18 protein-coding genes are annotated in these 14,219 nt (G+C 66.6%); 9 read left to right on the top strand and 9 right to left on the bottom strand.

The genetic code is table 11. The features are described 5' to 3' along the window. Nucleotides 1-84: 84 nt before the first annotated feature. The 8 genes from KBC94_RS26030 to KBC94_RS25995 are packed head-to-tail and all read left to right on the top strand — an operon-like array spanning nucleotide 85 to nucleotide 6,424. Complete coding sequence (locus tag KBC94_RS26030; protein ID WP_017405991.1) at nucleotides 85-807, top strand: glutathione binding-like protein; 723 nt, start codon at nucleotides 85-87, stop codon at nucleotides 805-807. A 45-nt stretch (nucleotides 808-852) separates the two neighbouring features. Next, nucleotides 853-1,461 carry a 2-hydroxychromene-2-carboxylate isomerase gene (locus tag KBC94_RS26025; protein WP_017405992.1) on the top strand — a complete coding sequence of 203 codons (609 nt, stop codon included), beginning with the start codon at nucleotides 853-855 and terminating at the stop codon, nucleotides 1,459-1,461. A gap of 60 nt (nucleotides 1,462-1,521) precedes the next feature. Next, nucleotides 1,522-2,712 (top strand): ABC transporter substrate-binding protein, encoded by a 1,191-nt coding sequence (locus KBC94_RS26020; protein WP_017405993.1) that lies wholly within the window; start codon nucleotides 1,522-1,524, stop codon nucleotides 2,710-2,712. A 16-nt stretch (nucleotides 2,713-2,728) separates the two neighbouring features. Continuing rightward, nucleotides 2,729-3,496 (top strand): ABC transporter ATP-binding protein, encoded by a 768-nt coding sequence (locus KBC94_RS26015; RefSeq protein ID WP_017405994.1) that lies wholly within the window; start codon nucleotides 2,729-2,731, stop codon nucleotides 3,494-3,496. After that, the gene (locus KBC94_RS26010) at nucleotides 3,493-4,209 is read left to right on the top strand and encodes an ABC transporter ATP-binding protein (RefSeq protein WP_026062538.1); all 717 of its coding nucleotides are present in this window, start codon (nucleotides 3,493-3,495) and stop codon (nucleotides 4,207-4,209) included. The genes KBC94_RS26015 and KBC94_RS26010 overlap by 4 nt, the downstream gene beginning before the upstream one ends. Nucleotides 4,210-4,229: 20 nt before the next feature. Next, a complete protein-coding gene (locus KBC94_RS26005; protein WP_016452539.1) occupies nucleotides 4,230-5,102 on the top strand; it encodes a branched-chain amino acid ABC transporter permease in 873 nt (290 codons plus the stop codon). A gap of 11 nt (nucleotides 5,103-5,113) precedes the next feature. Continuing rightward, nucleotides 5,114-6,109, top strand: a complete 996-nt coding sequence (locus KBC94_RS26000; protein ID WP_227472656.1) for a branched-chain amino acid ABC transporter permease — start codon at nucleotides 5,114-5,116, stop codon at nucleotides 6,107-6,109. A 9-nt stretch (nucleotides 6,110-6,118) separates the two neighbouring features. Next, on the top strand, nucleotides 6,119-6,424 hold the full coding sequence (locus KBC94_RS25995) for a hypothetical protein (protein WP_017405997.1): 306 nt from the start codon (nucleotides 6,119-6,121) through the stop codon (nucleotides 6,422-6,424). On the opposite strand, the gene KBC94_RS25990 is transcribed toward KBC94_RS25995, so the two are convergent. From KBC94_RS25990 to KBC94_RS25950, 9 genes are all read right to left on the bottom strand, one after another. After that, nucleotides 6,417-8,399, bottom strand: coding sequence for a relaxase/mobilization nuclease and DUF3363 domain-containing protein (locus KBC94_RS25990; RefSeq protein WP_035884628.1), 1,983 nt, complete (start codon nucleotides 8,397-8,399; stop codon nucleotides 6,417-6,419). The two genes, KBC94_RS25995 and KBC94_RS25990, sit on opposite strands and share 8 nt — an antisense overlap. A gap of 477 nt (nucleotides 8,400-8,876) precedes the next feature. Then, nucleotides 8,877-9,476: a S26 family signal peptidase gene (locus tag KBC94_RS25985; protein ID WP_035884629.1), complete on the bottom strand. Its 600-nt coding sequence runs from the start codon at nucleotides 9,474-9,476 to the stop codon at nucleotides 8,877-8,879. Next, a complete protein-coding gene (locus KBC94_RS25980; protein WP_026063021.1) occupies nucleotides 9,473-9,997 on the bottom strand; it encodes a DUF2840 domain-containing protein in 525 nt (174 codons plus the stop codon). The genes KBC94_RS25985 and KBC94_RS25980 overlap by 4 nt, the downstream gene beginning before the upstream one ends. Then, entirely contained in the window at nucleotides 9,994-10,257 is a 264-nt protein-coding gene (locus KBC94_RS25975; RefSeq protein WP_035884638.1) for a hypothetical protein, read from the bottom strand. The genes KBC94_RS25980 and KBC94_RS25975 overlap by 4 nt, the downstream gene beginning before the upstream one ends. Further along, complete coding sequence (parA, locus tag KBC94_RS25970) at nucleotides 10,254-10,892, bottom strand: ParA family partition ATPase (protein ID WP_035884630.1); 639 nt, start codon at nucleotides 10,890-10,892, stop codon at nucleotides 10,254-10,256. Before parA ends, KBC94_RS25975 begins: the two co-directional genes overlap by 4 nt. A gap of 265 nt (nucleotides 10,893-11,157) precedes the next feature. After that, nucleotides 11,158-12,018, bottom strand: coding sequence for a replication initiator protein A (locus tag KBC94_RS25965; protein ID WP_017407915.1), 861 nt, complete (start codon nucleotides 12,016-12,018; stop codon nucleotides 11,158-11,160). Nucleotides 12,019-12,044: 26 nt separating this feature from the next. Further along, nucleotides 12,045-12,335 (bottom strand): helix-turn-helix domain-containing protein, encoded by a 291-nt coding sequence (locus KBC94_RS25960; protein WP_026063033.1) that lies wholly within the window; start codon nucleotides 12,333-12,335, stop codon nucleotides 12,045-12,047. Between the two features lie 83 nt (nucleotides 12,336-12,418). Next, a complete protein-coding gene (locus KBC94_RS25955) occupies nucleotides 12,419-13,168 on the bottom strand; it encodes a DUF2285 domain-containing protein (RefSeq protein ID WP_035884631.1) in 750 nt (249 codons plus the stop codon). Between the two features lie 345 nt (nucleotides 13,169-13,513). Continuing rightward, nucleotides 13,514-13,861 (bottom strand): DUF2958 domain-containing protein, encoded by a 348-nt coding sequence (locus KBC94_RS25950; protein ID WP_017407756.1) that lies wholly within the window; start codon nucleotides 13,859-13,861, stop codon nucleotides 13,514-13,516. 223 nt (nucleotides 13,862-14,084) lie between these two features. On the opposite strand from KBC94_RS25950, the gene KBC94_RS25945 reads away from it, so the two are divergent. Next, the coding region (locus tag KBC94_RS25945; protein WP_294377655.1) for a helix-turn-helix transcriptional regulator at nucleotides 14,085-14,219 on the top strand (135 nt) is incomplete at its 3' end.

Below are 14,219 nucleotides of genomic sequence, written 5' to 3'. Positions count from 1 at the left end.
CCTGGAATGTCAGGGGGTCGGCCACGGGTGCCTGCAAGTCATGGCGTGATGTCGATCCGCAGCTCGGCAGGAGCGTCATTCGCCATGATTGACCTGCATTACGCACCGACACCCAACGGCTGGAAGATCTCCATCCTGCTGGAGGAACTCGGACTTCCCTATACGGTGACTCCGGTCAACATCCGCGCTGGCGAGCAATTCAGGCCGGAATTTCTGGCGATCAGCCCGAACAACCGCATTCCGGCCATAGTGGACCATGCGCCGCTCGACGGCGGCGGCCCGCTTTCGGTGTTCGAGACCGGCGCCATCCTGGTCTATCTGGCCCAGAAAACCAACCGCTTCCTGCCCACGGATCTGCGCGGCTTCACCCAAACCATGCAATGGGTGATGTGGCAGGTGAGCGGACTGGGGCCCATGCTCGGCCAGCATGGTCACTTTGCGCTGTATGCGCAGGAAAAGATCGCCTACGCGATTGAGCGTTACCGCGACGAAGCGGCACGGCTGTATCGCGTGCTCGATACCCAGCTCGGCAAGACCGGCGCCTATGTCGCTGGCACCGAGTACGGCATCGCCGACATCGCTTGCTTTCCCTGGACCATGACCCACAAGGCCCAAGGCTTCACGCTCGACGACTTTCCCCACCTCAAGCGCTGGTACGCCAGCGTGCGCGGCCGGCCCCAGGTGCAAGCGGGGCTGGCGGTCGGCAAATTCGAGCAAGAGCCGCTGGACGACGAAGCGAGAAAGAACATGTTCGGCCACAAGGCCAGGGAGCTGGCGGAACGGAGCGCCATTCCGGGGCGCGAGTAGCGCGATTCCGGAATCCAGTGACGCCCCAAAAACACAGGAAACACCATGATCGAATTCTTCTTCGACTGCTCCAGCCCCTGGACTTATCTCGCCTTTCATAACATCCAGCCGCTCGCCAAGGAGCTTGACGTTGAGATCACATGGCGGCCGATCCTGGTCGGCGGCATCTTCAACACCATCAATCCCACCGTCTATGCCTCGCGCGAGACGCCGGTGCCGCAGAAGGCCCGCTACCTGAAAAAGGACCTAGCGGATTGGGCCCGCTCGACGGGGCTTGCGATCAAGATGCCGCCGACGGTGTTTCCCGTCAACAGCGTGAAGGCGATGCGCGGCTGCATCTGGCTCGGCAACGACATGGCGCCGTTTGCCCGCGCCATATTTGAAGCCTATTGGGGCGACGACCAGGACATCTCGCAGGACGCGGTGCTGGCGCAGGTGTGCCAGCGCGTTGGCATCGAGCCCGCCCAATTCTTTGCAGGCATCGGCGAGCAGGCGATCAAAGACCAGCTCAGGGCCAACACCGATGAGGTGGTCGCGCGCGGCGGCTTTGGCTCACCGACCATCTTCGTGGACAAGACGGACATGTATTTCGGCAACGACCGCATGCCGCTGATCCGCGAAGCCGTGCTGCGCTTGCAAGGGAAGGCGGCCTGATGCCGCAGGCCAGGGTTCACCCATCCATCCATTCATCTCACCACCACCACAGGAGACACCATGCAAAAAAGACAATTCATCACCATGCTTTCCGGCGCCATGCTGACCGGCGTTTCTGGCCTGGTCCGCGCGCAGGGCGCGGGCACCCCGGGCGTGACGGATCGCGAGATCAAGATCGGCTCGACCGGACCGCTCAGCGGCCCGGCCGCAGGCTATGGCATCGTCGGCAAGACCATGTCTGCATGGTTTGACCTGGTCAACGCCGAGGGCGGCGTGAATGGGCGCCAGCTCAAGCTGGTGCTGGCCGACGATGGCTACAGCCCGCCGAAAACCCTGGAGCAATCGCGCCGCCTGGTGGAGCGCGATCAGGTGGCTTTTCTCGCGGCGCAGATAGGCTCGTCCACTGGGCTGGCGTCGCGCAGCTATCTCAACAACGCCAAAGTACCGCAACTCTTCGTTTCGTCCGGCTCCGCCACGTGGCTGGATGATGCGGCTAAGTTCCCCTGGAGCATGGGCTGGCTGCCCCTGTACACCGACGAAGGGCGCATCCTGGCCAGGCACATCCTGCAGACGCGGCCCAACGCGAAGATCGCCATGTTCTACCAGAACGACGACGCCGGCAAGGATGTGCTGCGTGGCGTGAAGGAGGTTCTGGCTGCCGCCGGGAAGAAGCTCATCAGCGAAGAGTCGCATGAGGTGTCGGATCCGACGGTGGACTCGCAGATCGTCTCCATGCATGCCTCGGGCGCGGACGTGCTGGTGGCGTGGGGTTCGCCCAAAGCCACCCTCCAGTCGCTGCGCAAGACCCACGACATCGGCTGGCGCCCGGCCATCTACATCAACCCGAGCGCATCTTCGGTGCCCGCGGTGCTGACTCCGGTGGGGCTGGACAAGGTCAAGGGCATCATGAGCGCCGCGTTCCTCAAGGATCCGAGCGATCCGACCTGGAAGAACGACCCTGGTGTCCTGGCCTGGCATGCCTTCATGGACAAATACAACAAAGGCGCGGCCAAGGAATACCTCACCGTGCTCGGTGCCTGCCTTGGGCAAGTGACAGTGCAGTTGCTCAAGCAGTGCGGCAACGACCTCTCGCGCGAGAACATCATGCGGCAGTCGCGCCGCCTGGACATGGATTTGCCCATGATGCTGCCGGGCCTGCGTGTCAAGACCAGCGACGCCCGCCCTCACCCGATACCGGACATGCGCATCCAGCAGTTCGACGGCACGAGCTGGAAGGTGATGCCGTCCTGACGGGGCGAGCGCAGCGATGGAACCCATTCTTTCCGTACGCGACCTGACGATCCGCTTCGGCGGTGTCGTCGCGCTGGACGCCTTCTCGATGGACGTGCCCGAGGGCTGCATCTTCGGCCTGATCGGGCCGAACGGCGCTGGCAAGACGACCTGCTTCAACTGCATCAGCGGCCTGTACCGGCCCACCCACGGCAGCGTGCGCTTCGGCCAGGCCGAGTTGACGCGCCTGCCGCGCCACGGCGTGGCACGGCTGGGTCTGAGCCGCACCTTCCAGAACGTGGCGCTCTACCCCTCGCTCACGGTGCGCGAAAACGTGATGGTGGGTGCGCACGCGCGGCTGCCGGTGTCGATGCTGGGTGCCGCGCTGCGCTCGCGCGCCGTCCGTGCCGCCGAGGAAGAAATCGCGCACTCGGCTGACGCGGCCCTGGCCACGCTGCGGCTGTCTGACTATGCCGACCGGGGCGTGGCGGAACTGCCAGTGGGCATCCAGCACCGCGTGGAAATCGCGCGGGCGCTGGTGACGCGGCCCAAGCTGCTGCTGCTCGACGAGCCCGCCGCTGGCCTCACCGCTGGCGAGGTCGATGAACTGCGCGACGTGCTGCTGCGCCTGCACGAGGAATTGAAGCTGACCATGGTGGTCGTGGAGCACAACATGCGCTTCGTGATGAAGACCTGCTCCGACCTCGCGGTACTGAGCTTTGGCCGCAAGCTCGCCCAGGGCTCGCCCGAGGAAGTGGCCAACAACGACGCCGTGCTCGATGCCTATCTGGGAGGTGTGCTGTGACCCAACGGCTTGAAATCCGCAACCTCGCGGTGGCCTACGGCCGAACGGCGGTGGTGCATGGCATCGACCTGCACGTGCAGGCCGGCGAGATGGTGGCGCTGCTCGGCGCCAACGGCGCGGGCAAGACCTCCATCCTGCGCGCCATCAGCCACCAGCAGGTGACTGCCAAGGGCACGCTGCGCTTCGAGGGCCAGGACATCATCGACATGGCCGCGCCCGCCATCGCCTCGCTGGGCATCGCCCACGTGCCCGAAGGGCGCGGCACCTTTGGCGACCTGACGGTGCTGGAGAACCTGCGCGTGGGCGCCATCCACCGCCGCGACAAGGACGGCATCGAGCAGGACATCGCCCGGATGCAGACGCTGTTTCCCAAGCTGTCCAGCCGCGCGAAGCAAGCGGCGGGCACGCTCAGCGGCGGCGAGCAGCAGATGCTGGCCATCGCGCGCGCGCTGATGATGCGCCCCAAGATGCTGCTGCTGGACGAGCCTTCGTTCGGCATCGCGCCGCGCGTGACGCAGGAGATCTACGAACTCCTGCACCAGTTGCGCGAAACCGAGCACCTCACGGCGCTCATCGTGGAGCAGAACGCCCAGGTCGCGCTGAACCTAGTCAACCGGGCCTATGTGCTCGAAAGCGGGCGCGTCACTGCCCAGGGCACCGCAGCCGAGCTGCGCGAAGACGACGCCGTGCGCCGCAGCTACCTCGGCCACTGATCAAAAAGAGGTTCATCACCATGCAAGCATTCCTTCACCAGATAGCTTCGGGCCTGGCGGCGGGCGGCATCTATGCCAGCCTCGCCATCGCGCTCGTGCTCATCTATCGCTGCACTTCGTCCGTCAACTTCGCGCAGGGCGAACTGGCGATGTTCTCCACCTATATGAGCTGGGCGTTGGTTCAGGCGGGCGCATCATGGTGGGTGGCCTTCGCCGTTGTGGTCGTGGGTTCCTTCCTGCTCGGGCTGGCGCTGGAGCGGGTCATCTTCCAGCCCCTGCGGCACAAGCCGGTGCTCTCGGTCGTGGCGGCCAGCATCGCGCTGCTCATCATCTTGAACAGCCTGGTCGGCTGGCTGTTCGGGCATGAGATGCTGGAGTTCGCCACGCCGTTCGGTGGAGTCCTCAGCCGTGCCGAACCCTATCTGTCGGCCCACGAGGTCGGCGTTCTGCTCGTCACCCTGGCCGAACTGGCGGCGGTATTCGCGTTCTTCCGCTTCACCCGGTTCGGCCTGGCGATGCGTGCGGTGGCGGTGAACGCGCCGTCGGCGGAACTGTCGGGCATCAGCACCAACAAGGTGCTGGCCGTGGGCTGGGGTCTTGCAGCGGTGGCCGGTGCCGTGGCGGGGCTGATGGCCGCGCCCATCGTGTTCCTGGAGCCGTCGATGATGATGGGGCCGCTGATCTACGCACTGGCGGGCGCGCTGCTGGGCGGCATCGCCAGCCCTGTGGGCGCCGTGGCCGGGGGCTTCGCCGTCGGGGTACTGGAGAACCTGCTGGGCGCCTACGTGGTCGGCAACGACCTGAAACTGACCTGCATCATGCTGTTGATCATCGCGATGCTGGTCTTGCGGCCCGCCGGTATCTTCGGCAAGACGGCCCAGGTGAGGGTGTGAGCATGAGTACCATGAGCGCCCCACTCAACATCCGCCCGGTGGCATCGCCCACCTGGTTGCGCTGGACGGCCTCGGTGGTCGGGCTCGCGCTGCTGGCCTGGTCCTTTAGTTGGCAAAGTTATCCGTTGTACGTGATGACGCAGGTGCTGATCTATGGCATCGCCATCATGGGCCTGAACCTGCTCACCGGCTACACGGGCCAGATCTCGCTCGGCCACAGCGCCTTCTTCGCCATCGGTGCCTATACCGCGGCGGTGCTCTCGCATCACCTGGGCTGGCCGTTCTACGTGGGCGTGCCGGTGGCGGCGCTGTTGTGCTTCGTGGCGGGTTTCCTCTTCGGCTTCCCGGCGCTGCGGCTGCCCATGCTTTATCTGGCGCTGTCCACCTTCGCGGTGGCGGTGGTGACACCGCAGGCGCTCAAGTGGAAAAAGATCGAGTGGCTGACCGGTGGCGTGGCGGGGATCGTCCTGGAAAAACCTGTGTTCCCAGGGGTGCTGGCCGACCGGGCGGACTGGGCCATCATGGCCTGCGTTGCGGCCTGCGCGCTCTGCGCCTTCCTGCTGGCGCGGCGGATTCTCGGCTCGCAGTTCGGCCGCCTGGTGGACGCCTCGCGCGACCAGCCGCTCGCGGCGGCGGCGGGCGGACTCGACATCACCGCCCTGCGCACGCAGATGTTCGGCCTCAGCGCGGCGTTCACCGGCCTGGCCGGTGCCCTGAGCGTGGTGGCGGGCCAGTTCGTCGCGCCCGAGAACTTTCCCTTCCTGCTCTCGGTGTCCCTGCTGGTGGGCAGCTTCGTGGGCGGGGTGCGCAGCCTGTGGGGCGCCTTCCTGGGGGCTGCCTTCATCGTGCTCACGCCCAACCTGGCCGAGAGCGTGTCGCAATCCGCGCCGTGGATGATCTTCGGCTTCGCACTGCTCGCGGTGGTCTTCCTGGCCCCTAATGGCTTGAGCGGCTGGATCACCAGCCTCTGGCGCAGGCGTGCAAATTCCTCATCCGCCCAGTCTTAGACGCTTTCCATGCAGCCCGTCTTCGTCGCTGGCACGGGCATGACCCGTTTCGGCAAGCACATTGACTGCGGTCTCAAATCGCTCGCCGCCGAGGCGATTGGCGAAGCCATTGCCGATGCAGGCATCACCCCGTCCCAGCTGCAGGCCGCCGACATGGGCAACGCCGCTGCTGGTGTCATGGCCGACCAGGTGCTGATCCCCGGACAGGTGGCGCTGCGCGGCATGGGCATCGGGCGCATTCCGGTCGTCAACATCGAGAACGCTTGTAGACGCATCCTTGCAGTGGGTGCTCGATATGCTGCTGGCTTCAGATAACAGATAAGCCCTGTTGCCGTCGGATTTGCCAGGATACGCGGCCGTCATGTACCTGCGCAGAAATCGGCATACCGAGTCGTTGTTCGATGACAGGCCTCCATGGCACCAGGCTGAACCCCATGCCATCATCGAGCATGGCGTAGCGCCCGCTGGCCAGCATGACGCTGCGGCGGTAGATACCCGCCACGCGCTGGCCATCGGCCACGGGCCGGTGCTCCAGGCCAGTTTCGGCGGCCAAGTCCTTCGCGGCATGCGCTACATCCCGGCTGCGCAGCATTGCCAGCAGATTGCGCGCCAGGATGACGCGTTGGCCGCGCCGCTCGGCCAGCCCCTGTTCGGCCAGGAAGTCGGTGCGCTGTTGCATTGCCTGCTTGGCCTCGCCGCCAAAGCCCAGGTCGCCCAGGCCAGAGCCACCGCCGATCAACTGCTGGTCAAGCCAGGTGGCCCCGATCACGCGGGCCTGCCGCTCGATGGGCAGGTGCGATTTCAGCTCCACGGCCACGCCGCCCAGGCGCTGCGCGTCGTAGCGACGGCCCTGATCGGGCAGGTCGCCCGGCACCTTCCATAGCCCTTCGGCCACGCGCTCCACGATGCCTGCCCGGCGCAGGGCTTCCAAGCGCCGGACGTGGGCCGCGACGACTTCCTGCGGATCGCGGCCCGGTACGGCCTGGCCCTGCGCGATAGCAAGGTGGTGGTCGGTGCGGTACAGGCCATCGCTCGCCAGCACGGCGATGTTCTTGTCAGCCGCGCGCACGTCGGCCGATCCCTTCACCTCCACCACGGCGCCGGTGGGATAGTTCGCCAGCTCGTCGCGGGTGTTGAGCGCGACGTAGTGGGCCTTGCCGTCCACCCCGTCGATGACCAGATAGCCGCGGTCGCGCAGCTCGTCGGCCAGCCCCTTCGCGGCCACGCGGCCGAGAATGGTTCGGCTATCGTCGCCCGGCTCGAACACCGCCAGTTCGCGCGGCTCGCCGCGCATGGCACGCTGCATGGTGCGGATGATGTCGCCACGCTCGCCCAGGGCGCGCAAGGTCTTCTCGGCATCGGCATGGACGGCCCAGGTGCCCGGCTGCGCCTCGTCGGCCAGTCCCAGGCGCTGCAAGCGTTGCAGGCGGCCGATCAGCAGCAGGCGTTGGCGTTGCAGCTTCGGTTCGTTGAAGCGTTCGATCTGCACCCGGCCGTCTTCGCCGGCCTCGCGTTGCAGCGTGCGATCCAGGCTCGTCCACCGCTCCTGCTCCACCTCGCGTTGCAAGGTCTGCTGGATCTCCAGTTCGGTGCGCGGCCCCAGCCATTCGGTCGCCAGTTCAGCGGCACGATGGCGGAATCCATCAGCGATGTAGTCGCCGGCGATGATGAGGTCTTTGCCGGTGTCGTCGCGCCCGCGCACGATCAAATGCGTGTGGGGGTTGTCGGTGTTCCAGTGATCCACCGCCACCCAATCCAGCCGCGTGCCCAAGTCAGCTTCCATGCGGTTCATCAGATGCCGCGTGTAGGTGCGCAGGTCGTCCAGTTCGGCCCCGTCCTCGGGCGAGACGATGAAGCGGAAATGGTGCCGGTCGTCGGCGCAGCGTTCCTTGAAAGCATCCAGATCGGCTTCGTCGGTCTGCGGCCCATAGGCCCGGCCTGGCTCGCCATCACGGCCCACACCATCGCGCTCGATGTAGCGCAGGTGCTTGGCGAGCGATTGCGGGCTGGCCCGCTGCTGGTTGACCAGCAAGGTTTTGATAGTCACACGCCGCGACATGGGCGTGAGCTTCGCGCCCGCAAACCGCGCCGCCGTATGGCCGCGCCCCAGGCGTGAGCCGGGCCGCTGGCCGGTGGCCTTGCCGCCGATGGCCGATGCCGGACGGCGCACCGAGGACTTGCCGCCACTGGCCTTGCCGGCCTGCTGGAGCACCTTGGAAACGAAGCCCTGGCCGCGGTTTTTTGGAGCGCTGGGGCGGATGCGGAAATCGTCGTCGCGGCGGTTGATCATGACTTCTCTCCCTGAAAGCTGGGGCGTAGTCCGTCGTGCGAAGCACGCGGACAAGCCCATATCGACGCGGGCCACGCGCCACAAGCAGCACGGCGGCGAAGCCGCTGCGTGCCGCGCCGCCCCCACGTGCAGACAGGCTTTCGACGCGGCCCGGTGCCGCGTCCTTTTGTCTTGCCTTCCGCATTTGCCGCCCCTTGCACCCCAGGCTCTCGCTTCCGGCACGTGCGGCCCGGCGGCGCTGCTGCACCCGCAGCCAGCGCCCCGGCGAACACGGCGGTGGCCGCAGGCCAGCCGTGTTTGAGGCAAGACGCCTGCACGTGGGACGGCTGCGCCGGAAGCAGCGCGAAGTGCGGTGCCGGATACGCAAAATCGGCACCTGCACTGCACTGCACGCGCGACGACACGGCGACAAACAGCAGAACGACACGCCCGATGGCACGATGAGATGCACGGCGACGTGCAGCGAATCGGCGGCCATCATGGGCGCGACTCCAGCCAGACCGGGCGCGCAACGCCGATCACGGCGGATGCGCTGACCGGCCCGAAATACCGGCTGTCGAACGACGCCGGATTGGTGACGCTGAGCAGGAACAGCTCGCCGGACTCAAGGCGGCGGCACTGCGGCCAGGATAGCAGCGGCCGGCCCCAGCGATCAGCTGGCAGCACGGCGGCCGAAGGCACGCCGTCGATGCGGACAAAGCCCCTAGTGATGCACACCTCTTGTGGCGCCATCGCGCCCACACGCTTGAGCAGCGGGATGCGCGTCGGCAGGTAGCCGCGCTGCGCAGCGAGCGCGGCAGCTTCGGCGGGCAGCGGCACCAGCACGATGCTGCCCACGTGCAATGGAGGTTGCAGCGGACGTAGCGGCGAGCTGGTGCGACGGTCGAGTGGATCGACGCGATACCAGCCGACCGCTACGCTGTCCGACGGGTTGTAAGTCAGGCGCGGCAGCGGGTGCTTGAAGGACGCCCAGGCGAGCGCAGCGAGGCCGAAGGCGGACAGGCCCGCCAGCACGAGGCGAGCGCGCAAACGTGAGTGCGCTGGCGAGCGAGAAAGGGATGCTGTTGTGACCGTCATGACAGCGCCCTCCCGGCCAGCCAGGCGGCGTGCCGCTCGGCGGTGTACTCGGGCAGCGGCAAGCGCGCCGCGAGCCGGTTGCCCAGCGTGCGCCAGTACGCGGGCGAGGCGCCTGCAGGCGCGATGCCCAGCGTCTCGATGCCGTCGATGCGCTCCAGCACGGCGCGCACCGACTGTTCACCTTCGATGTGCAGCAACAAGCGCGCGCCCGGCTGCACACCGGGGATGCGCTGCGCGCCATCCATCGGCATGCACGCTTGCATCACCATGAGCTGCCAGCGGATCGTGCCGTAGTCATTGGCCTGCCAGCGAATGCGGCAGAGAACCGCGTTCGGCGTGAACACCGCGCAGCGACGCCAGCGGTCGAACCGGATGATGCGCGCAGGATCGCCGAAGCGCAGATAGAGGTCGAAGCGTTGGTCGATGTAGGCGAGTGCAACGCGCGTCAGCGGCACGCCGTCGGCTTGGCCGATCGGCGGGGCAGATGAAGGCGGCAATGCTGTCGAAACTGGTGTGGTCATGGAGACTTCTCCGGAAATTCCCGCTCCAGCAGCGCGCGCAACAGATCGGCCACCGTCACGCCTTGCGTGAAGGCCGATACCTTGATGCGCGCCCGCATGGCGGGCGCAATGTCGAGGGTCAGGCGGGCCGTGTAGAGGTCGCCTTTCTGGAGGTCATCGGCGCTGCCCTGGCGAATCCACGCCTCGGCGTGCGGATTCGCGGGCGGACGCGCACCGATGCCGATGCGCTTGCCCGAGCGTTTGCTGGCGGTACTGCTCATGACGGCCACCGCAGCAGTTCATCGACCAACGCGGTGATTTCGCGGGCGGCGACGCTGCCAGGCGCCGTTTCGCGTGCGAGCCGGCCAGCGGCCACGCTGTCGGCGAACACGATGCGCTGATGCACTTCCGCGCGCAGCGCAGGAAGCGGCTGCTCGGCCAGCGCGCCGCGTGCCTCCCGTCCGATCACGGTGGTGCTGACGCGCCGGTTGATGACAAAGGCCGCGCCGAGCAGCGGCCGGAACACCTGCGCCTCGCGGATCAGCGCCACCATCTCGGCACTGGCCCACAGGTCGTAGGGACTGGGCTGCACGGGAATCAGCACGCGCTCGGCCGCCAGCAGCGCGGAGCGCGCCAGCGCCGCGATGCGTGGTGGCCCGTCGATGACGACGTGATCGGCCCGCCTGGCGAGTTCTGGCGCTTCCTGGTGCAGGGTTTCGCGTGCAAGGCCCACAGCGCTGAACAGCCTTGGCAAGCCTTGCTGGCTGCGGCGCTGTGTCCAGTCCAGCGCGGAGCCCTGCGGATCGGCATCCAGCAGGATTACCGACTGCCCGCGCATCGCCAGCTCGCCGGCGATGTGGGTGGCGAGCGTGGTCTTGCCCACACCGCCTTTTTGGTTGAGCAGCGCGACGATCATGGCCTGGACCTCCCTGCTGGAGAACCTGGCTGTCGCTGCTGGTTTTCGTGGCTCTCGTTCGCCGGTTGGGTGGTTGTCCACCGAAACGCGGCGCTGCTACTACCAGTTAGAGAATTTAAGTTAGGGAAGTTAAGGGAAGCCGAAACCCGCGCCAGCATTGGCTTTGCGGCCGATGGACACGCCTGATAGCACGATAGTCCCACGCCTGATAGCACGATACCGGGCACGCCTGATAGCACGAGCCCGTCCACAGGACGCGCACCGTTTATCCCCGTGCCGTGGGCGGCACGGGACGCATGGGACGGAAGGTCAGCAGCTCGGCGCCATCCAGCCGCTCGATCCCCAAGACGTAGCCCGGCAGCGACTGCCGCGCTACCAGCGCGCGCAGGTCGCAGGCAAAGTCGTAGGGCTTGGCCGTGCTGCCCGACTTGCGGTGCAGGTGCCGGAAGTCGAACTGCCAGCCGCCAGGCTGGTGGCCGCCGTGCTTGCGCACCAGGCGGTACAGCCAGCGCTCGATCCCGCCCGTGAGGCGGAAGTACGCCGGGTCGATGGTCAGCACCAGAGCGGCATCGAGCACGCCCGCATAGAACCAGTCCGGCAGGATCAGCTCCAGCCCCAAGGGCGTGCCTTTGGCATCGGCCAGCTCCTTCCACTCGTTGATCCACGAGAAGCGGTGCAGGCGCCGCCCAGTCGTCTCGCGGATCGACGTGGCCACCGTGGTGGATTGCAAGCGATCTAGGGCTGCCTTGAGGCGCTGGTAGTCGCGCAGCGACGTGCCGCGCCCGATGAAGCGCAGGATCTCGTAGGGCGTGGCCTGCATTAGCCGCGACGGGCGCAAGCCCGCGTCGCGCGCTTCCACGATCTGGCTGGCCGCCCAGATCAGCACGTCGGCATCCCAGATCGTGGCGATGCCGTGCTCCTGCGTGCCCTCTACGCGGATCGTGATGCCGCTGGCGCGAAAGTCGATCGGCGCGACGCGCCGCGACTTCGTCAGCGAGAAGAACGGAAAGGCCATCAAGTCCTGGCTGTCGCGCGGCGCCATGTCGCCCGGCAAGGCGCGGAACAGGTCGAGCTGTTCGCGCTCCTGCATCGGTCGCTGCCGCATGGGCAGCGCAGGGCTGGACATGGCGAAGGCCACCCGCGCGCCAGTGATCAGCGCGCACGGCTGTCCGCCGAGTGCTGCTCGGCGTATTCGGGATCGGACGTGCTCTCGAAGCTGCGCTCGGCGGCCCAGGCATCGAGGTCGGCCACTGCGTACATGACGCGGCGGCCGAACTTGCGGAACTTGGGGCCGCCACCCAGCACGCGCTGCTTTTCCAGCGTGCGCGGCGACAGCCGCAGGTACTCGGCAGCCTCGTCGTTGGTGAGATAACGTTGCGGCTGTGCAGCAGTGGCCGGGGTAGCTGCGGGTGCGGCGGTAGGCCGCAAGGGAGCAGGACGCATGGTGAGAACCTCCATCGGTTGCAGGGCTCCGGCCACACAGCGCAACCGGATGGAGGCAGTCTCAGAAAACGAAGCGATCCTGCTCAGGGTCGTTTTGCGTCCTCTTCAAAACGACCCTTCTCAAGCGGCGGGAGCTGTGCTAGGCGGCGATAGCCGCCGCGCATCAGCGCATCGCCGCGCCGCACCAGGCGGCGCACCTTGGAGCGCAGGCCGCCGTCGCTGTACCAGCCGGCCGCGGCGTCCGCACCGAACAAGCCCTCGGCCACGTCGCGCAAGGACGCGCCCGCCAGGGTGGCGTCGAGCGCCTGCAGGGTGTGCAGCTCCAGCAGCGCCGCAGGCGGTGGCCGGGGCCGCGCCATGGGCGTAGGTGTGTCGGGTGCGTGCGTGGTGCTGCGATCGCGGTGGGCGTAAGCCACCGCCATGCCGTCCTCGAGGCCAGGCGCCAGCGCATAGCGCTGGCAAAGGCCGGGGCTGCGCGCGATCAGCGCCAGACCCTTGCCGTCGTGCAGCAGCTGCTTGTGGCCGGGGATGCGCCAGAACGCGAAGGCGGTGGCCTCCGGAGGCGGGTCGGCATCCGGGTGAAGCTGCACCACGGCCTCATGGCCGGGGAGCCAGGCAGGATGCGCGTCACGCGCATCCAGGGTCGGGTCTTCCAACAAACGCAAGCCCCAATGATGCGCAGCGTCGGGGCGGCGCGCACGGCGCAGCCAGTCGATCCGGTAGTCGGGATGGCGGCGCAGGTACTCCCAGGCCAGTGCGAGCGTGTCCAGGCACAGGACGTAGAGGTAGGCGGCAGTCGGATACCAGGGCGCGAAGTGGCGCAGCTCGGCCATGACGCAAGCTCCCATATAACCGCAGGACTGCCGTCACAGATTTCACATGCAAACTTCACCGCGTCGAACCAGCATCCAATCGTGAATAAGCTGGTAGATTAGTAACTTGCGTGTCAAGACGAAATGCATCGGATGGGTTGCATGGATCGTCTGAATGCGACGGTGGCACGCGAGGACATACGCGCCTCCTGCGATATCCACCGTGCCCGATGCCACGGCCGGCATCATGACCGTTTGCGTCACGATGGCACCGATTTGTTGCAATAGTGCGGACTAAGGCCGGACGGGTCCGGGGCAAGACCGAAAGAGTCTCAATGCGCCCGGCTTGGCCTGGGCGCGAACGGCTCAATCGAGGATGGAGCCGTTCTCCTGGGCCAGCCGTAGGTACTCCGACAACGGGCGCACCGCCCGGAAATACCGGTCCCGCATCACGGGCTGTTTGCTCGGCCCGACGATGGATGCGAGATCGGACAGCTTGATTTTGCCCAGCTCGGGCATGCCGATCCCCAAGTCGATCAGGCCATGGGCCGTATCGCCGTCGGCGGGGTCGAGCGACACCAGCAGCCAGGTGGCGTGTGCATCCGGCGTGAACAGCCGCACCACGGGCAGCGGGTCGATGACCCGGCCAGCGGCGCGGGCCTGGCCGTGTTCCAGCAACAGCCTGCGCTCGTCCTCGGTGATGAGCTGGTTCATGAGCGTCCCCTCATTCGCACAAAACCGCCGAAGCGTGAAAGCGCAAAACCGCATTGGCGGGTTTGTGGAAAGGCACGGACGCGGCTTTGCGCTTCTGTGAGAAGCCGCAGATACGGATTTCCGTAAAAGCACGAAAGCGGCAGGCGGGCATGGTTGAACACTATAGATTGTAGTCCTATAGGGCGCAATCGGCTGTCATCTTGGATTTTGGGGAGATCCAGGGTTGGCAGCGAAACATACATTGTCGGAGGCACTAAAGACCATCAGGAAAGCGCGTGGATTGAGCCAGGAGGCGTTCTCCGACGTGTCCAGCCGCACCTACATGAGCACGCTGGAGCGCGACCTCAAAAGCCCCACC

Source organism: Pseudacidovorax sp. (assembly GCF_017991995.1).
GTDB lineage: Bacteria > Pseudomonadota > Gammaproteobacteria > Burkholderiales > Burkholderiaceae_C > Xenophilus.
Note: the sequence above shows the minus strand (reverse complement) of the source record. Positions and strands in the feature narration are given on the sequence as shown.